At 35.1% G+C, this 18,018-nt stretch carries 18 protein-coding genes and 2 tRNA genes; 16 read left to right on the forward strand and 4 right to left on the reverse strand.

Annotation, left to right across the window (positions count from 1 at the left end; translation table 11 throughout):
• Positions 1–174 precede the first annotated feature (174 nt).
• Together IJ258_RS07345 and IJ258_RS07350 are read left to right on the forward strand one after the other, a co-directional pair.
• Positions 175–639 (forward strand): flavodoxin, encoded by a 465-nt coding sequence (locus IJ258_RS07345; protein WP_292805171.1) that lies wholly within the window; start codon positions 175–177, stop codon positions 637–639.
• Complete coding sequence (locus IJ258_RS07350) at positions 632–1,594, forward strand: aldo/keto reductase (protein WP_292805174.1); 963 nt, start codon at positions 632–634, stop codon at positions 1,592–1,594. Before IJ258_RS07345 ends, IJ258_RS07350 begins: the two co-directional genes overlap by 8 nt.
• A gap of 32 nt (positions 1,595–1,626) precedes the next feature.
• Here the strand turns inward: IJ258_RS07350 and IJ258_RS07355 are convergent, their stop codons facing one another.
• Complete coding sequence (locus tag IJ258_RS07355) at positions 1,627–3,123, reverse strand: hypothetical protein (RefSeq protein WP_292805176.1); 1,497 nt, start codon at positions 3,121–3,123, stop codon at positions 1,627–1,629.
• Positions 3,124–3,349: 226 nt separating this feature from the next.
• Between IJ258_RS07355 and IJ258_RS07360 the strand changes: the two genes are divergently transcribed.
• A complete protein-coding gene (locus tag IJ258_RS07360) occupies positions 3,350–4,837 on the forward strand; it encodes a sodium-dependent transporter (RefSeq protein WP_292805179.1) in 1,488 nt (495 codons plus the stop codon).
• Here IJ258_RS07360 and IJ258_RS07365 read toward each other — a convergent pair.
• On the reverse strand, positions 4,834–5,037 hold the full coding sequence (locus IJ258_RS07365; RefSeq protein WP_292805182.1) for a hypothetical protein: 204 nt from the start codon (positions 5,035–5,037) through the stop codon (positions 4,834–4,836). The two genes, IJ258_RS07360 and IJ258_RS07365, sit on opposite strands and share 4 nt — an antisense overlap.
• A 94-nt stretch (positions 5,038–5,131) precedes the next feature.
• Between IJ258_RS07365 and IJ258_RS07370 the strand changes: the two genes are divergently transcribed.
• From IJ258_RS07370 to IJ258_RS07405, 8 genes are all read left to right on the forward strand, one after another.
• Complete coding sequence (locus IJ258_RS07370; RefSeq protein ID WP_292805184.1) at positions 5,132–5,515, forward strand: flagellar protein, FliL; 384 nt, start codon at positions 5,132–5,134, stop codon at positions 5,513–5,515.
• 4 nt (positions 5,516–5,519) lie between these two features.
• Positions 5,520–5,804, forward strand: a complete 285-nt coding sequence (locus IJ258_RS07375; protein ID WP_292805187.1) for a hypothetical protein — start codon at positions 5,520–5,522, stop codon at positions 5,802–5,804.
• An 88-nt stretch (positions 5,805–5,892) separates the two neighbouring features.
• Positions 5,893–6,621, forward strand: coding sequence for a phosphoribosylaminoimidazolesuccinocarboxamide synthase (gene purC / locus IJ258_RS07380; RefSeq protein ID WP_292805190.1), 729 nt, complete (start codon positions 5,893–5,895; stop codon positions 6,619–6,621).
• Positions 6,622–6,888, forward strand: coding sequence for a phosphoribosylformylglycinamidine synthase subunit PurS (purS, locus tag IJ258_RS07385; RefSeq protein ID WP_292805193.1), 267 nt, complete (start codon positions 6,622–6,624; stop codon positions 6,886–6,888). It abuts the gene before it with no gap.
• Between the two features lie 8 nt (positions 6,889–6,896).
• Positions 6,897–7,541 carry a phosphoribosylformylglycinamidine synthase subunit PurQ gene (purQ, locus tag IJ258_RS07390; protein ID WP_292805195.1) on the forward strand — a complete coding sequence of 215 codons (645 nt, stop codon included), beginning with the start codon at positions 6,897–6,899 and terminating at the stop codon, positions 7,539–7,541.
• Between the two features lie 9 nt (positions 7,542–7,550).
• Positions 7,551–8,267, forward strand: a complete 717-nt coding sequence (gene cobA, locus IJ258_RS07395; RefSeq protein WP_292805198.1) for a uroporphyrinogen-III C-methyltransferase — start codon at positions 7,551–7,553, stop codon at positions 8,265–8,267.
• 4 nt (positions 8,268–8,271) lie between these two features.
• On the forward strand, positions 8,272–10,056 hold the full coding sequence (glmS, locus tag IJ258_RS07400; RefSeq protein WP_292805201.1) for a glutamine--fructose-6-phosphate transaminase (isomerizing): 1,785 nt from the start codon (positions 8,272–8,274) through the stop codon (positions 10,054–10,056).
• Positions 10,057–10,417: 361 nt separating this feature from the next.
• Positions 10,418–12,289, forward strand: coding sequence for a collagen binding domain-containing protein (locus IJ258_RS07405; RefSeq protein ID WP_292805204.1), 1,872 nt, complete (start codon positions 10,418–10,420; stop codon positions 12,287–12,289).
• Here IJ258_RS07405 and IJ258_RS07410 read toward each other — a convergent pair.
• Together IJ258_RS07410 and IJ258_RS07415 are read right to left on the reverse strand one after the other, a co-directional pair.
• Positions 12,279–13,496, reverse strand: a complete 1,218-nt coding sequence (locus IJ258_RS07410; protein ID WP_292805207.1) for an MnmC family methyltransferase — start codon at positions 13,494–13,496, stop codon at positions 12,279–12,281. The two genes, IJ258_RS07405 and IJ258_RS07410, sit on opposite strands and share 11 nt — an antisense overlap.
• Before the next feature lie 48 nt (positions 13,497–13,544).
• Positions 13,545–13,775 (reverse strand): hypothetical protein, encoded by a 231-nt coding sequence (locus tag IJ258_RS07415; protein WP_292805210.1) that lies wholly within the window; start codon positions 13,773–13,775, stop codon positions 13,545–13,547.
• A 168-nt stretch (positions 13,776–13,943) separates the two neighbouring features.
• Between IJ258_RS07415 and tgtA the strand changes: the two genes are divergently transcribed.
• The 5 genes from tgtA (at position 13,944) to IJ258_RS07440 (ending at position 18,016) form a co-directional block, all read left to right on the forward strand.
• Positions 13,944–15,923: a tRNA guanosine(15) transglycosylase TgtA gene (gene tgtA / locus IJ258_RS07420; protein WP_292805213.1), complete on the forward strand. Its 1,980-nt coding sequence runs from the start codon at positions 13,944–13,946 to the stop codon at positions 15,921–15,923.
• A gap of 4 nt (positions 15,924–15,927) precedes the next feature.
• Positions 15,928–16,596 (forward strand): class I SAM-dependent methyltransferase, encoded by a 669-nt coding sequence (locus IJ258_RS07425; protein WP_292805216.1) that lies wholly within the window; start codon positions 15,928–15,930, stop codon positions 16,594–16,596.
• A 78-nt stretch (positions 16,597–16,674) separates the two neighbouring features.
• A tRNA-Gly gene (locus IJ258_RS07430) sits at positions 16,675–16,748 on the forward strand.
• A gap of 10 nt (positions 16,749–16,758) precedes the next feature.
• Positions 16,759–16,832: transfer RNA gene (locus tag IJ258_RS07435), tRNA-Gly, on the forward strand.
• 146 nt (positions 16,833–16,978) lie between these two features.
• Positions 16,979–18,016: a hydroxymethylglutaryl-CoA synthase gene (locus IJ258_RS07440; RefSeq protein WP_292805219.1), complete on the forward strand. Its 1,038-nt coding sequence runs from the start codon at positions 16,979–16,981 to the stop codon at positions 18,014–18,016.
• Positions 18,017–18,018 lie beyond the last annotated feature (2 nt).

Consider the following 18,018-nt stretch of genomic DNA (forward strand, 5'->3'; position numbering starts at 1 on the left):
CATTAATTTAATAATGTAATATATTATGTGTAAAGTGTTTAATATTATTTTTTATTACCAATTTAGTTTAAAAAATTGTTTTTAACTTAAAAAATTAATTAAACTTAAGAAAGTTAATTGTTGTAATTGTAAACAATTATATAGTTTGAAAATATATTTTTAATTGGTGATAAAATGAGCAATGTATTAGTGGCTTATTTTTCAGCAAGCGGTGTAACCAAAAATGTGGCTGAAAAAATAGCAAATGAAAACAGTTATGACATATTTGAAATCAAACCTGAAGAAATCTACACTCCAGAAGACTTGGACTGGACAAACAAGGAGTCCCGTTCAACAATTGAGATGAATGACAAGGCATTCAGACCGCCAATTGCTGAGGTCTGTGATGTAAGCGGATATGATACAATTGTCATTGGTTTTCCGGTATGGTGGTATACAGCACCGACAATCATCAATACATTCATAGAAAGTGTTGATTTGTCAGGCAAAACAATTAAGGCATTCTGTACCTCCGGTGGATCAGGTATTGACAAATGTGTAAATGATTTGCAGGACACATATCCTGAACTTAATTTTGCAAGAGGGCTCAGGTTCATGAGTGATGTGTCAAAAGCAAAAGAATGGATTGAAGATGAATAAGAGGATTTTAGGAATAAGTGGTATTGATGTGTCTCCAATTGGGCTTGGATGCATGGGAATGACACATGCATACGGTCCTGCAAGGGATAGAAATGCCATGGTTGAACTTATTCAAAGGGCAGTTGAGTTAGGTTGCAATTTCTTCGACACTGCAGTTGTGTATGGTGCAGAAAACGAAGAATTTCTAGGCCATGCAGTTAAGGACATAAGGGATGAAGTTGTTATTGCAACAAAATTTGGCATTGTGGGCCAGTCCAAAAACAGCAATGCACCAGTCAATCAGCTGGATTCAAGGCCCGAAACAATCAAACAGCAACTGGACGAATCCCTTGAAAGGCTGCAGACTGATTACATCGACATGTATTATCAGCATAGAGTCGATCCAAACGTTGATGCAGAAACTGTAGCTAATCTGATGGCTGATTTCATTGATGAGGGGATTATAAAGGCATGGGGTCTTTCAAATGCACCCGTGGAATATCTGAAAAAAGCCCATGAGATATGTCCGATTTCAGCTATTGAAAACCAGTACTCAATGGTATTCAGACAGTCTGAAAACCTGTTTGGATTGTGTGAAGAGTTAAATATTGCTTTTGTTGCATATTCTCCTCTTGGAAACGGTTTTCTAACTGGAAAATATGACAATACTAATGATTATGAAGATGGCGACTTTAGAAAAACAATGAAAAGATTTTCTAAGGAAAGTGTTGACAACAACAAAGAGTTGCTTGATTTGATTTCAAGTATTGCTCAGGATAAGCAGTGCACCAATGCACAGATTGTTCTGGCATGGGAACTTGCTCAAAAACCATTCATAATTCCAATTCCTGGCTCAACTAAAATGCATCGCCTTGAGGAAAATCTCAAATCATGGAATATTGAACTGTCAAAACAGGAGTTATCTGAAATCAATGAAAAACTCTCTAAACTAGAAATTGATGAATCCTTTTTCTAAAAAAATAAAATTAGGAAAGAATCACTTCTTTCCTATCCATTAAATGGATTGCTGTTGTTATAGGTTTGGCCGTTAACAGTCAATGAGTAATCACCATACTCAATATTTCCTGAAACCTCAAGGGAAGAAACGGAACTGTCACCAGTCAAAGTCCAGGTGGAACCTTCACCAACATTAACGGTAGTGTTTCCGGTTGAGTTAATGGAACCATTAAACTCGGTATTTTTCATGTTCCAAGCTAGAGAACTGATTGAATCAACAATGATATTACCATCAATTTTTTCGTTATCAGTATTTAATTCAGCCACTCCGCCGTTGGAGCCTTCGCTTCCCCATTGGTTTTGACCTGCGATTTGTAAAAATACTCCGCTACCAAAACTTAATTCGGTATTTTCCAAATCGATTACACAAGCAGTATTGGTTACATGAAACATTGGGGCCTCGCTGTAAACGGAAGAATCTTCAGCAATTGATAATTTTGAATCTTTAGCAGTGAACAGTGATGTTCCAACATCAGCATCACCACTCATACTCTGATAAATGAATACTCCTCCTAAATCAACATATTCGCTTCCATCCTGTCTGTTACCTTCACCGTATCCGGTCAACTCAGAATTTGTCACTTCGATGCTGTTTTTACCTTCAATACATGCAATCTGTGAAACATAGGAGGTACCTTTGGTATTGTTAACGGTGATGTTACCGGTTGAATATATTAAAGGTGAACCTCTACCACTCTCTTTACTGACTCCTGTATTAATGTTGGAGTTTTTAACATGTACCTGGCCTTCTCCACGGTCAGTTGCAAGAGCAGCACAGCTTTGACCGTCAGTATTGATTTCAACATTTTCAGCATTGATTATACCATTATATGTTGCATCCAAACCTCTTGACTTGTCGGAATGGGTTGTAATTTTCACGTTTTTAACAGTCGCTTCAGTTGTTCCTTCAAATGTAGTCTCACCAGGTCCTCCGCCATTTCCGCTAGGAGCTTGGCCTGCATCACCAGAACCCTGTGCTTCAGGAGGCTGTTCTCCTCCACCGTTTCCGGTTGCTTCAGGAGGTTGACCTCCTTCTCCAGCATTACTTTGGCTTGAATCTGTGGTTGAAGCTTCAGCATTTGTTACAAAAATACCATTTGATCCTTTTGAATTGGTGTTGATTTCAACATCAGAAATGTCTAATGTACCGTTGGTATTCACTAAAACAGCAGAATTGATACCATAAAAATCAGCATCATCATCAGTGGATGCTGTGTCTCCGCTCTTGTTGATAATGGAGTTGGCCAGTTTTAGGATTCCTCCATTTTTAACCAGTACTGAGTTGACATCTGCACTATCAGTGCGATATAAACCATTACTTTCATCTAAACTATTAGAGTCAACAACAAGGTTTCCTCTATCTTCTAGTGCATTAGCATCCACACTAATTGAATTAGAACTTGTGTTATTTGAATTAGTTAGTAAGTATGCTCCTGCACAAACTATTATTATGATTGCAAGGATTGCAATTACTATTTTTTTGTTCATGAAAGTAATAACTCGAATGTCATATTTAAGTATTATTATTTTTGAGTGAAATAATTTACATCATGTTCAATTTATTTTTATATTAACTATATTTTGGACAATATTTCGCCAGTTGGTCTTTGGTCTAGTGAACAGTTAATGTTCAATCATTATTTCAAAAAACTAAATATTTTTATTGATGTAATTATAAAAATTACTGATATAACATATATAGGAAAAATGAAAAATGGCAGATAAAAACGAATGGGGCAGCAACTTGTCATTCATATTGGCAATGATAGGTTCTGCAGTAGGACTTGGAAATATTTGGAGATATCCATACGTACTGTATTCTAATGGTGGGGGAGCTTTTTACATCCCTTATATTGTAGCTATTCTTTTGATGGGTATTCCATTTTTAATTCTGGAATATGGTGTAGGATATAATTTCAAATCTTCCTTTGCAAAAGCTGTTAAAACAATCAATGCTAAATGGGAATATTTAGGTTGGTTTTTACCAGTGGCAGTATTTATGATTATGATTTATTACTCAGCTATTCTCGGTTGGGATGGAATTTATATAATATTAAGTTTCTTTAAGGGTTGGGGTGCAGATCCAAACACTTACTTTGCAACCACACTCCTTCAATCTTCAGATTCTTACATGGGTTTATTGCAGTTCATTCCACTTATTGCTGTTGCAATGCTTGTCGGTTGGGTAATCATTTGGTTTATTTCACACAGGGACCTTGAATCAGGCCTTGGAAAAGTATCAAAAGTATTGGTACCTTTATTATTTATTATAATGGTTGTTATTGTTGGGTTCTCATTGACTTTACCTGGAGCCTCAATAGGGCTTGCTGAACTTTTCAATCCTGACTGGTCACTTTTAGGCAATTTTGAGATTTGGATGGCAGCATTCGGTCAAATCATATTCTCCTTAAGTTTGGGAATGTCCATTGCATTTACATATGCAAGCTACACTAAAGACGATTCCGATTTGATAACAAACACCATTTCTATTGCGCTTGCAAATTCATTGTTTGAAAATTTCGCAGCTTTAGGAGTATTTTCAATTTTAGGTTACATGTCAATGCAGTCAGGAACCGCAGTTGCAGACCTTGTAACTCAGGGAACAGGTCTAGTATTCGTCGTATACCCTACAGTATTTAATGTATTGGGCCAGTGGGCTTACATTTTAGGACCATTGTTCTTCATAACAGTGTACCTTGCAGGTTTAACAAGTATTTTATCCACAATCGAACCGTTATCCTTTTCAATCCAAAATAAGTTCGGACTTACAAGAAAAAGGACAATGACAATATTAATCGTTGTCGGAGCGGTCGTTTCAATGATTTACGCTACAGCGTATGGTAGTTCTGTACTCGGTTATGTTGATACATTCATTAACCAGATTGCTATCCTTCTTGGCGTAGTTGGTGAATGTATTGTATTTGCTTGGATATTCAAGGCGGATAAGCTAATAGACTTCCTGAATTCCAGAAGTAAAAGTTTAAAAGTCGGCAGATGGTGGATAGTTGTTGTAAAATACATCCTTCCAATTGTAGTTACAATAATTTGGATTGGCGGAATGGTCGATGTTGTAAATAATGGTACAATGGATGAACTGATTTTCATAATCATTTCAGCTGCAGTACTGCTCGTTGCAACTTTAATATTCACAATTCTTCCTGCAAAAAATCCTGATTGGGATAAAGCGGACGAAAGGGTTTAAGTGAGAAAGTCACTTAACTCATTTTTTTCTTTTTTTTCTAAGGTAATGGCTAAAACACCGCTTGAGTCTTCACTAACTTCACCTAATGAATCTTCTTGAGAGTTATCACTACTGATGTCTTCAGAGTAGTAAACTCCAATAATCAATCCTAAAACGGACAGTAAAAATATAAGAAGTATCACGGTATTTTTCATGTTCATGGTATTAATTATATTTTTTTAATATATAAATTAATAGAAAAATATTTTAATGAGATTTTTTCATATAACTATTGAAAGCTTATGAGGTGAAAATGTGAAAGGCTTTATTTTATTAATAATAGGCATTATCGTAGCTATTTTAGTTGTCGGTGGTGCAACAGCAGTTCATTTCATGAATGAAATGGGCGTTGGTGTTGAGGATATTGATTCTGATACAGTAAATGATGTTGTAGATAAAGTAAGTAATGTTGCATCTTCAGGAAGTTCCGAATCCTCTGATGGTTCTGATAATTCCATTTTGGATGATGTTAGTGACATTGTAAGTGAGGAAGTTAAATTTAATGCCCAAAATGGGGAAGGATATTACCGTGAGGTCACATATAAAGACGGCGGATTCAGACAATATGATACAGAATCTGGTGAACTGATCGGTTCATCATATGATTCAGATCAAGACAAACTTCCAAGCATGGAGTGAAAAATTGATTTTAAAAGATTTGTTGAATCATTTTGATATTGAGGGAGATTTTCCTGAGTATCTTTTACAGCAAACTTTCAATAAAGTTTTCTTAGATGGAAAGTTATCCAAAAATGATGGTACATATAAAATAGTAGTTAAAACCAGACAGGATGTCACACATCAACTGTTTATAAATCCTGCGGATGAATTTCCAGTAATTGTGCTGTCAGAACTTCCGAATGGTTTGTTAAATGGTATGAAATTTCCTCGTGAAGAATGTGTGGGAATTCCAATTAACAAATTATAACTACTATTTTTTTCTATTTTTAACTACTTTTATATAATATTTCAATCAAAAATTATAATATAATAATTTAATAATTTTGTATGATATCATGAACAAAAAAGAGTTAATTAACAGTGGAAAAGTGAAAAGTGTATTCACTACCGATAACGACGATGAAGTTATCATCGAGTTTAGAGACGACATGACTGCTGGTGATGGTGAAAGAAAAGAAGTTATGAATGATAAAGGAGCATATAATGCTGTAATTTCTGCTAAAATATTTAAAGTTTTAGAAGAAAACGGCGTTGCAACACAGTTCATTGATTTGCCACAACCTAATGTAATGCTTGCAAAAAAACTTGATATGATTCCTATTGAAGTTATTGTAAGAAATATAGCTACAGGTAGCTTAGTTCGTAAATACCCAATTGCCGATGGTACAAGACTTGAACCTCCAATTGTTCAAATGGATTTCAAAGCAGATGAATACCATGATCCAATGCTAAATGATTCTATTATTAAAGCATTAGGGATAGCTACTCAAGAAGAAATCGATATTCTGACCGAAAAAGCATTAAAAATCAATGACATTTTAACTAAATTCTTTGCAGATGCAGGAATAATACTGGTTGATTATAAAGTCGAATTCGGAAAAGATAAAGACGGAAATATCTTGTTAGGTGATGAAATTTCCCCTGACGGATGCAGATTATGGGACAGTGAAACCTTGGAAATGTTGGATAAGGAATTATTTAGAAAAGGTAAAGATGACAAAGTTATGGAAGCTTACATAGAAGTTTATAATAGAATCATTCCAGATGATGAAAAGGTGATTTAGATGTTATTTGATATTGAAGTTAAAATTTCTCTAAAAAGTGGTATGTTAAACCCTGAAGCAACTACAATTGAAAGATCTCTTGAACTTTTAGGTTATGAGGTAAGTAATGTTAAAACAAAAGAAATTCTCACATTCCAAATGGAAGGTGAAGACAGGGAAGTCATAAGAGCTAACGCTACTGACATGTGTGAAAGATTACTTTGTAATCCTGTTATTCATGATTATAAAATTAATGTTATTCCACAAAATTCCGCTTGCGGTAAATAGGTGAAAATATGAAAATTGGAGTAATTAGATTTCCGGGAACCAATTGTGACCGTGATGTTGCACAGGCATGTGAACTTGCAGGTCTCAGCCCAGAATATGTTTGGTGGAGTGAAGAGAAGCTCACAGATTATGATGGTATTGTAATTCCTGGTGGATTTTCATATGGTGATTATTTAAGAGCTGGTGCAATGGCTTCAATTACACCGGTCATTGATGGTATTAAAGAACTGGTTAAAGAAGAAAAACCGGTTTTAGGAATTTGTAATGGAGCACAGATTTTAGGTGAAATAGGTCTTGTTCCGGGAATTTTCATTACAAACGAAACTCCTAAATTTAATTGTGAATGGTCCAAATTAAAAGTTGCAACAAACAGGACTCCATTTACAAAAGCATTTAAAAAAGACCAAATCATCGATCTTCCTATTGCACATGCAGAAGGAAGGTTTTACACAGAAGATATTGACTTGTTAAAAGACCAGGATCAAATCGTATTGCAATTTGAAGGAAAAAATCCTAATGGGTCTATGGAAGCAATCACAAGTGTTTGTGATGAATCCGGTCTTGTTTGTGCAATGATGCCTCACCCAGAAAGAGCATGTGAGGAAATATTCGGTTCAGATGATGGTTTAAATTTCTTTAAAGGATTCTTATAGTGTGATAAAATGGTAGTTTATTTAATTGGTGCAGGACCTGGAGATGCTGATTTAATAACTCTTAAAGCTGTTAAAGCATTGAATAAAGCTGATGTAGTTTTATATGATTATTTGGCTAATGAAGAAATATTGGCTCATGCTCCGGAAACTGCTGAAAGAATATATGTTGGTAAAAAAGCAGGTGAGCATTATAAAACTCAGGATGAAATCAATGAGTTAATCATAAAACAGGCTCAAAATCATGAAAATGTCGTTAGACTTAAAGGAGGCGATCCTTTTGTCTTTGGTCGTGGTGGGGAAGAAATATTGGCTTTAATGGAACATGATATCAAATTTGAAGTAATTCCAGGTGTAACTTCAGCTATTGGAGCACCAACTTCTCTCGGACTACCAGTAACTCACAGGGCAGTTGCCACATCTCTTACTATTGTAACCGGTCATGAAGACCCGACAAAGCCTGAAAGTCAGGTGCACTGGGATTATACTGCAGATACTTTAGTGATACTGATGGGTATTGGAAATATTAAAGAAAATACTGCTGAAATTATGAAATATCGCTCAGCAGACACACCGGTTTGCGCTATAGAAAGTGGAACATTGCCTGATGAAAACTTGGTATTCGGTACATTGGGTGATATTTCAGATAAAAAAATCATCACTCCTGCTATTTTGATAATTGGGGATGTTGTAAAAATGTATAAGGAAATTTATGATTATCAAAGGTGATTAGATGTGTGGAATTGTAGGATGCATACTAAAAGAAGATAGGGATGTTGCACCAATTTTATTTGATTGCATATCTAAATTAGAATACAGAGGTTATGATTCTATCGGTTTGGCTACTTTCAGTGAAGGTAAAATCCATATTAAAAAGGATAAAGGAAAAATTGCTGAAGTGGATAAAAAACTAAACCTTACTGAAATGGATGGAAACTTTGGAATTGCACATGTAAGATGGGCAACACATGGCGATCCTTCAAAATTAAATTCACACCCTCATGTTGATGAGGAGAATACTGTTGCTGTTGTTCACAACGGTATTATTGAAAATTACTTGGAAATCAAAGAAAAACTAATTTTGGAAGGCCATGTATTCAAATCCGATACTGATACTGAGGTCATTCCACATTTGATTCAAAAGTTCATGGCTGAAAAATTCGACCTGGAACATGCTGTGAGAAAAACCATCGATGTAATTGAAGGAGCTTATGCAATTGCAGCAATTTCAATAAATGAACCTGATAAGATTGTTGCAACACGTAAGGATTCTCCATTGATTGTAGGAATTGGTGATGACGGTTATTACCTTGCATCTGATTCTCCAGCTATTTTAAAATATGCCCGTGATATAATTTATCCTGAAAAAGGAGAAATTGTCATTTTGGACAGGGAAGGTGTTGTTGTTCATGATGAATTTGATAATGTTGTCAACAAGGAGATTGACACAATCAACTGGACACCTGAAATGGCTGAAAAGGAAGGCTATGATCACTTCATGATTAAGGAAATCAACGAACAGGCCACTGCTGTTAGAAATACCTTGACTCAAAAGGACAACATTCAAAAGATTATTGATGATGCTGGAGACATTCAAAGAATCTGTTTTGTTGCATGCGGTACATCTTATCATGCATCCCTGACAGGTAAATATTTAATAGAATCTCTTGCAGGCATTCCAACCGATGTAATTCTGGCGTCTGAATTTAAGTATTCAGCCAACACTTTAAATGATAAGACATTGGTCATATTCATTTCCCAGTCCGGTGAGACTGCTGATTCTTTAAAAGCATTGGATGTTGCTAATGAAACTTCAAAGACACTGGGTATTGTTAATGTTGCAGGCTCTTCCATTACAAGAAGGGCAAAATATGTTATTCAAACTCAGGCAGGTCCTGAAATCGGTGTTGCAGCAACCAAAACTTATGTTGCACAATTGACTGCAATTTATCTATTTGCAGCATTGATATCCAAAAATGTTGAACTTTTAAAAGAATTGGATAATGTTCCGGATTTCATAGATGATGCTTTAGAAAGTGTTGATTTAGTTAAAGAATTGTCAAAAAGATATAATTATGCTCGTGACTTCTTCTATTTGGGCAGGGGTTATTCATATCCTACTGCACTTGAGGGTGCATTGAAGCTTAAGGAAATTACTTATATTCATGGGGAAGGCTATGCTGCAGGTGAACTCAAACATGGTCCTTTGGCCTTAATTGATGAGGGAATACCTGTGGTTGTCATCATACCTCCGGGGGATAATTACAGAAAAACAATTAGTAATTTGGAAGAGGTCAAATCCCGTGGTGCTAATGTATTGGCTATTGGGTCTGCAGATGACGAATCCCTAAAAGCTAAAGTGAATGACATTATTCCAATAAATGGTAATGTTAAAGAAATTATTGCACCTTTGGTTTACATTGTACCTTTGCAGTTGATAGCATATTACATTACTCTTGAGAAAGGTCATGACCCTGACAAGCCTAAAAACTTGGCAAAATGTGTGACTGTTGAATAATTGTATTTTATAGCTTAAATCTGATTTAGGCTATTTAAATTTATTATTTTTATAAAAAACTTTTTATTTTTCCATTTTTTTATTTTGTATAATGATTATTGGGGATTTGATTGCAGTATTTTTTCTTTTTGTTTGTTAAATTGGGTTTTTATTTATCTTTTTTGAATATTGTTCATTTTAAATAGGTTCGGTCTTTTGATATTAATTTCATTCAGTTTAACCTTTTGATAATCAAAATTATTTTATATTGTCTTATTTATTTAAAATTGGGCTTATTTGAGGTTTTTTTAAAAATCAAAAGCTTTTTATACATTAAACTTATAATAATTTAACACGAACAAATGTTAAATGGAGTTAACGTATGTTTAATAAAAAAATTAGTTTATTTTTAATTACATTAGTTTTTATGTTATCTGTATCTGCAGTAGCTGCAGTTGATTCTAACTCAACAGATGATGTAATTACTAGTGAAGTGGATGAGGAACCTCCATCGGGTGATGTAGGAGTTTTATCCGCAAATGAAAGTGCTGCTGGTTCAGCTGATGATTCTTATTCTTTATCTGGCAGTGATGTAAGTATGTATTATAAGGGTGGATCTAATTATCAGGTAACTTTATCCAATGGAAATAATCCGGTTAAAGATGCAAGCATTACTCTGGTTTTAAACGGGGTTACATATGTAAAAACTACCGATTCCAATGGTAAAGTTAGCATTCCAATAGATTTAAATCCTAATAATTATGAGGTATCAGTAAGTTATGGCAATACCACTACAAAAAATAAGATTAAGGTGTTGCCGGTTATAATTGCTAAAGATGTTTCTAAAACATATAAAAGCTCAAAAAAATACACAGCCACTTTTTTAGATTCACAGGGTAAGGCATTAAAAAATACTAAGGTTAAATTTATTTTAAAAGGTAAAACTTACTCTGCAAAAACAAATTCTAAAGGTGTAGCTAGTTTAAAGCTTGATTTAAAAGTTGGAAATTATGTAGTTTATGCAGTTCATCCAAACGGTTATAAGATTTCCAATAAGATAACTGTTAAGTCATCTATTGCAACATCTGATTTGAAAAAGTATTATAAAGGTTCTAAAAAGTTTACTGCCAAGTTTTATGACAAAAACGGCAAGCTTCTTAAAAAGAAGTATGTTAAATTTTACTTGAAAGGATCTTATTATACCAAAAAAACAAATTCTAAAGGTGTAGCAAGCATTAAGGTCATTTCTAAACCGGGAACATATAAGATTAAGTCAATCAATCCAAAAACCGGTGAGAAAAAAACCAACAAGATTACTGTTTTAGCACCGTTGTCTGCAAATTCAATGACCGTATTTACAGGAACATATTCCTATTTTAAGGTTACTCTTCACAAAAGCAATGGAAAACTTGCAGCAAACAAAAAGATGAAGATTTATGTTGACGGTTCTAAAAAGACTGTAAAGACAAATTCAAAAGGTGTCGCAACTGTCAAGTTCAAATTAAGTAAAGGAACCTATGTCTTCAAGTCTGTTGACCCTTATACCAAATATACATTAAGCAAAAAGGTCACCGTCAAGCTGGCTTCCATTAAGGCCCATGATATTGGAGCAATCGCTAATGAATCCTCCACTTTCCAGGCACAGCTTTTAAAGCAAAACGGTAAGATTGCAAAGAATACCAAAATGCAGATAACCATTGATGGAGTTTCACACACTGTTAAAACTAATTCCAAAGGTTTTGCAAGTGTTGACTTTAAACTTCCTGTTGGACAATATAGTGTTGTCTGTAAGGATTTAAGTACAGGCTATAAGGTTAACTGTAAGATTACTGTTGTAACAGATAAAATGGGAGTTGCCTATAGTAAATATGGTGTTTCTGAAGATGGTAAAACCATTTTGGCAATTGGAAGGCCATCCGCTCCGGGCGAACAGTCAAAGTATGGCTATACATGGTACATGTGTGAATTTGAAAGAACATGTCCTTATTGTGGAGGCCATAACCTGTATTGGGATGTCTTCTGGGCTGGAGATGAAACCACTGAAGTAGGTATTTTCCCGGCAACCGGTCATAGGGAACCTGGAAGTACTGAAGGTATGATTTTCTGTGCAGATTGTGACTGTGACTTTTCGATATTCGGTCTGGAACATGTGACTAATGATCATCCGTATCATCTGACTCTGATTGACGGGCCTGTCAAGTCATCAAAAGAAGTTGCATACATACTTAAAAGTGGAAATTATGTTAAAATTTAATTTTTTCATTTTTTACTTTTTTTAATCTTTTTTTCATTTCCAAAATTCTGGTTGTTGAGTTATTTTTCAAGTCTGTTTTTTCTGTGTAGTCGTTTTCAACTTCAACAATGTAATTTGCTTCCTTTGAAGTTGTGGATGGAATGTTCATTTTAGCCAAATTACGCTCAACACGCCTTTTAAGTTTCTCGTCTTCCATTTCCTGACCTAAAAATATTGGTGTTTTTACGGCTGATGAGATTTTGGTATTGTGTCGTGCATTGTGGCGCTCTTCAGTTCTTGCTTCTAGAATATAATCACTATCATTATTCAAGCCGGGGTCTCTAAATGGTATTCCAACATCGGATAGTGCTATTCTTATTTCATCATTTTTTGGAAGTGAGTAGTCAAGCATTAATGGATTTGGACTAGCCAGGCTTCCTCCCTGCATTCTTCCAAATATAGGTCCAAGTCCAATGTAAAATCCGGCTTCTATAAATGCTTGCCTGACTGGTGCGGATGAGGTGTATGTTGCAATTATTCCATCGTCTTTAATAACTCTTCTGAATTGCTTGAAAAAATCAAGTGAAAACAGTTCCGGGGCCATGTTCTGGCTGAAAGGATCTAAAAATATCGCATCGTAGCTGTTGTCATCCAGTTTTTGAACGGTTTGTCTTGCATCTTCAATGAACACGTTTATATTGATGTTTTCGGGCATTTCAGTTTTTTCAAGACTTAATGTTGCATAGTCCTGTGTGATTAACTCGTCTTCGATTGCCTTTTTTGTTATGTCATGTTCTGGAATGGGTGAGGGCACTAAAAGTCCACATGCCAATGTTGCCTTGGATATTTCAACCATATCTATTCTTAAGTTTTTATCTGAATTCTTCATAAAATCAGCAATTGCAGCTGAGGAATTGTAGCCCAGTCCTGCACATATGTCTAAAATCGCAATGTCTGAGTCATAATCAAATTTCATAGGCTTGATGAATTTCTCAAATGACTCACTTATCGCACCGCTAGATGTATGTAATGTTTCAACTTTATGATTTATTTCTTTAGACTTAATAGAATAGGATCCATCATCAGTTAAAACAAAATAATCATTGTAAGTATCAAAAAAATTAAGTCTACTTTCATTATTTCGACCACTTCTTTCACGGTCGAAATATTCATTTACCAAATCAAAAATATCGTCGCTAATAACTCTAGCACTATCTTCATAACTCATTTTATCTGGTGATATTTTAGTTACTATAACTTTAAATATTTGATTATTTCAATGAACCTGCATAGGTTGTGATGATATGGCAAGTATGATAATTTCATTGGTATTATCGTTTTTCATAGCAGGTTTGGGCATAGCATATCTTGGAAATTTAACCTTAGGAATAGGACTGATACTTTTGTGGTTGATATTGTGTCTGATTGCAATATATTCTTTCGGTTTGATTTCCATTATTGTGGCATGTATCTCATTGATTGTGTGGGCATATAGTCTTTTCACCACATTTTTCATGGCTGTTTCAAGATAATTTAAAATTTTTAATTTCAATACAATTTATCAAATTACTTATTTTTTTACAAGCAGATATCATTTTTAAAGTCTTTTGTGAGCAAAATTTATATAATTTCTAATTTAAATCTTATTTTAACTAATTATAGTAAGGTTAAATAAATGTTTGAGATAAAAGCAAAAGATGGAAAAGGTCGTGTTGGAGTTTTAAAAACCAAACATGGTGATGTTAAAACTCCTGCATTAATGCCTGTAATACATCCTCGTAAACAGGCTCTGGATGTAGGTAAATACGGTGCAGATATCGTAATAACCAATGCTTATCTAATTTATAAAGATGAAGAGCTAAAGAAAAAAGCCATTGATGAAGGTCTTCACAAATTAATCAACTTTGACGGGCCGATAATGACTGATTCAGGTTCATTTCAATTGTCTGTCTATGGGGATGTGGAAATAACAAACAAGGAAGTTATTGAATTTCAGGAACTGATTAAAACTGATATCGGAACAAGTCTGGACATTCCAACTGCTCCTTTTGTTGAAAGGGAAAAGGCGGAAAGTGATATGGAAATTACTCTTGAAAGGGCTCGTGAGGCAATTGATTATAAAAAAGAACAGAATATGGAAATGCTTTTAAATTCAGTAGTTCAGGGATCAACATTTCTCGATTTAAGACGTGAATGTGCAAGGGAATTGTCCAAATTGGATGCTGACTTATATCCTATAGGCGCAGTTGTGCCGCTGATGGAGTCATATCACTACAAGGATCTGGTTGATGTTGTCATGAACTCAATGAAGGAGCTTTCAGACACTGTTCCACGTCATCTGATGGGTGCTGGCCATCCTATGATTTTTGCCCTTTGTGTGGCTATGGGATGTGACTTGTTTGACTCAGCAGCTTACATATTGTATGCAGAAGATGACAGGCTACTGTCAACAAGAGGAACATTCAAACTTGAAAACCTTCAGGAAATGCCATGTTCATGTGAAGTGTGTACTAAATACACACCAGACGATTTAAGGGCAATGCCTAAGGACAAAAGAAGGGATTTGATTGCTCAACATAACCTGCATGTTTCATTTGCAGAGTTGAGATTGATAAGACAGGCAATATATGATGGTAATTTGATGGAACTTGTTGAGGAAAGATGCAGAGCTCATCCTGCACTTCTTGAAGCTCAAAGACAGCTTGGAAATTATTCCAAGGATTTGGAAAAATATGATCCGAGAAGCAAAAAATCAGCATTTTTCTACACCGGTCCGGAATCATTGTGCAGGCCGGAAGTCCTAAGGCACATGCAAAAACTACGCAAAATGCCTAAAAAACGTGATTTGGTAATTTTACCTCCAACAAGAAAGCCATACTCCAAGTTCATATCTGGAAAACTGGGTGAATTCTATATTTATGGTGCAGAACAGGAAATTGACTTGGAAAACACAGACTTTATGGTATTGGATATTCCATTCGGATTGATTCCATTGGAAATTGATGAAGTATACCCTCTAAGTCAAAATGATGCTCCTAAAACTCGTGATGTGGACAGTATCGAGTTCATTGAAGATTTTGTCAATGAATTTGTTGAATACTATGAACAGGTATTTATTCATTCAAGAGTAATCAGGGATTTGGAAATTGGATTGTACAATAAATGCATATCCTCAGATGAAATAAGATATAAAAAAGATGATGTTAAAAAAATTAAGGCCATTGCAGATTACCAATTTGGTGTTGGAGCAGGTGAAGCGTTATTTACAGGTAATATTAACATTGAAAAAAGTAAAAAAACAGGAAAAATCAGACACATCTACGATGATAAAGTGTTGCTTGTTAATATGAGGGCATCTGATTCTTACCTGATTTTATCAAAAGAAGGTGCAAAAAGACTTCACAATGCAATGCCTTATCCTCAAAATCGTGTTGTGGTCAATAAGGACTCAGAACCATTTGCACTTGACGGTAAAAGTGTGTTCTGCAAGTTTGTAGTGGAATGTGATGAAAACATCCGTGCTAAAGATGAGGTTCTGATAGTTAATGAGGAGGATAAGCTGCTTGCTTACGGTAAAGCACTGCTTGGTGCTTGTGAAATAGAACAGTTTGAAACCGGACAGGCTATTAAAACAAGAAAAGGAATGAAAAAGTGATAATATGAGTGATAATGATAAGGTTAATACTGGCCGTCATGTTGAAGACAAGGAACTTATTAAAAATGCAAGAAAACCTGTTGGCGAATTGGGCCATCAAATCCTTGACAGGATGAACAAGTCCCATGAGTCAATGGCGCAGTGGGGAGTAAGCCATTTTGAAATCCAAAAGGACAGCAAAATCCTCGATATAGGATGTGGTGGCGGAAGAAACATTGAAAGATTTGCAGAACAAATCTCTGAAAATGGCCGTGTTGTCGGAATTGACTATTCAGAAGTCAGCGTTGAAAAATCAATTAAACTAAACCAGGATGCAATTGACAGAGGTATTGTCAATGTCCTTAAGGGATCTGTTTCTGACATGCCGTTTTACGATGAAACATTTGATATTGTAACCGGTTTTGAGACAATATACTTCTGGCCGGATTTCATCAATGATTTAAAGGAAGTTAACCGGGTTCTTAAGAAAGGAGGTTTGGTGTTTTTCTGTAATGAAGCCGTTTATCGTGAAGGTGAAATGGAAAAATATGATGATCTGGTGGAATTATTAGATATGAAAATATATTCTGAGGATGTTTTAAAGGAATCTCTTGAAAAAACTGGCTTTAAAGATTTCAAGGCATATATCAATGAAGAGAATGATTGGATTTGTATTACTGCAGTAAAAATCTAATTTTTCTTCATTTTTTCATTAAAAAACGAAACCTTTATATATAATTAAAACATAAGTTTATTTGTTGTTAGTTTTTATGCGCCGTTAGTCCAGTCTGGTTAAGATACTAGCCTGCCACGTTAGTGACCCGGGTTCAAGTCCCGGACGGCGCATTTTTTATATGCAGTTGTGGTATAGTCTGGTTATTACTTGGGCCTTCCAAGCCTACAACCCGGGTTCGAATCCCGGCAACTGCATCTTGAAATATTTTCTTTTTCTAAAATACTTATTTTGTTTAAAAAATACTCTATTTTTAGTTAGTTTTATATAATAATAAAAATATAATAATAATAATTAAATTAATTTTTAATTTACTTTTAAGATTATTATTTAAGGTGATTTAATGGTAGGAATAGTAGGATATGGGGCACATGTTCCCTCATATAGAATTAAAGTAGAAGAAATCGCTAAAGTATGGGGAGATGACCCTGTTGCTTTATCAAACGGATTAGTCGTTAATGAAAAATCCGTACCTTCTGCTGATGAAGACACTGCAACTATTGCAGTAACTGCTGCTAGATATGCTCTTAGAAGAGCTCAAATAGATCCATCAAAGATTGGTGCTGTTTATGTAGGTTCCGAATCCCATCCATATGCAGTTAAACCAACTGCTTCAATTGTTGCAGAAGCAGTTTGTGCAACTCCAAAATTAACTGCTGCTGATTTGGAATTCGCTTGTAAAGCAGGAACAGCAGGTATTCAAATGACTATGGGTCTTGTTGAATCTGGAATGATTGAATATGGATTGGCAATTGGTGCTGATACATCTCAAGGTGCTCCTGGGGATGCTTTGGAATACACTGCATCTGCCGGTGGTGCTGCATACATTATAGGTAAGGAAAATACCATTGCAGATATCAATCACACATGCAGTTTTACAACAGATACTCCGGACTTTTACAGAAGGGAAGGTCAGGACTATCCGTCCCATGGTGGACGTTTCACAGGTGAACCTGCATACTTCAAGCATGTTTTAAGTGCAGCAAAAATGTTATTCGAGGAAACTGATTCAAAACCTGAAGATTACGATTACGCATGTTTCCACCAGCCAAACGGTAAATTCTACTTAAGGGCTGGTAAAAAATTAGGATTCACATCAGAACAAATCAAACAGGGATTACTTACTCCTAATATTGGAAACACTTATTCCGGTGCAGTGCCATTGGCTTTATCCAATATTTTGGATGTTGCTAAACCTGGTGACAACATATTTGTCATCTCATACGGTTCAGGTGCAGGAAGTGACGGTTTCACAATCACTGTTAAAGATGAAATTGAGGAAAGAAGAGAATTAGCTCCAAAAACACAAGATATCATTGATCAAAAAACCTATGTTGATTATGCTGTGTATGCTAAATTCAAAGGTAAAATTAAAATGTAAGG

This window comes from Methanobrevibacter sp., from assembly GCF_017468685.1.
Classification (GTDB): Archaea; Methanobacteriota; Methanobacteria; order Methanobacteriales; family Methanobacteriaceae; genus Methanocatella.

Coding starts and splice junctions, on each gene's coding strand:
- IJ258_RS07345 (WP_292805171.1), top strand. CDS start 175: ATGAGCAATGTATTAGTGGCTTATTTTTCAGCAAGCGGTGTAACCAAA.
- IJ258_RS07350 (WP_292805174.1), top strand. CDS start 632: ATGAATAAGAGGATTTTAGGAATAAGTGGTATTGATGTGTCTCCAATT.
- IJ258_RS07355 (WP_292805176.1), bottom strand. CDS start 3,123: ATGAACAAAAAAATAGTAATTGCAATCCTTGCAATCATAATAATAGTT.
- IJ258_RS07360 (WP_292805179.1), top strand. CDS start 3,350: ATGGCAGATAAAAACGAATGGGGCAGCAACTTGTCATTCATATTGGCA.
- IJ258_RS07365 (WP_292805182.1), bottom strand. CDS start 5,037: ATGAACATGAAAAATACCGTGATACTTCTTATATTTTTACTGTCCGTT.
- purC (WP_292805190.1), top strand. CDS start 5,893: ATGAACAAAAAAGAGTTAATTAACAGTGGAAAAGTGAAAAGTGTATTC.
- purS (WP_292805193.1), top strand. CDS start 6,622: ATGTTATTTGATATTGAAGTTAAAATTTCTCTAAAAAGTGGTATGTTA.
- purQ (WP_292805195.1), top strand. CDS start 6,897: ATGAAAATTGGAGTAATTAGATTTCCGGGAACCAATTGTGACCGTGAT.
- cobA (WP_292805198.1), top strand. CDS start 7,551: ATGGTAGTTTATTTAATTGGTGCAGGACCTGGAGATGCTGATTTAATA.
- glmS (WP_292805201.1), top strand. CDS start 8,272: ATGTGTGGAATTGTAGGATGCATACTAAAAGAAGATAGGGATGTTGCA.
- IJ258_RS07405 (WP_292805204.1), top strand. CDS start 10,418: ATGTTTAATAAAAAAATTAGTTTATTTTTAATTACATTAGTTTTTATG.
- IJ258_RS07410 (WP_292805207.1), bottom strand. CDS start 13,496: ATGAGTTATGAAGATAGTGCTAGAGTTATTAGCGACGATATTTTTGAT.
- tgtA (WP_292805213.1), top strand. CDS start 13,944: ATGTTTGAGATAAAAGCAAAAGATGGAAAAGGTCGTGTTGGAGTTTTA.
- IJ258_RS07425 (WP_292805216.1), top strand. CDS start 15,928: ATGAGTGATAATGATAAGGTTAATACTGGCCGTCATGTTGAAGACAAG.
- IJ258_RS07440 (WP_292805219.1), top strand. CDS start 16,979: ATGGTAGGAATAGTAGGATATGGGGCACATGTTCCCTCATATAGAATT.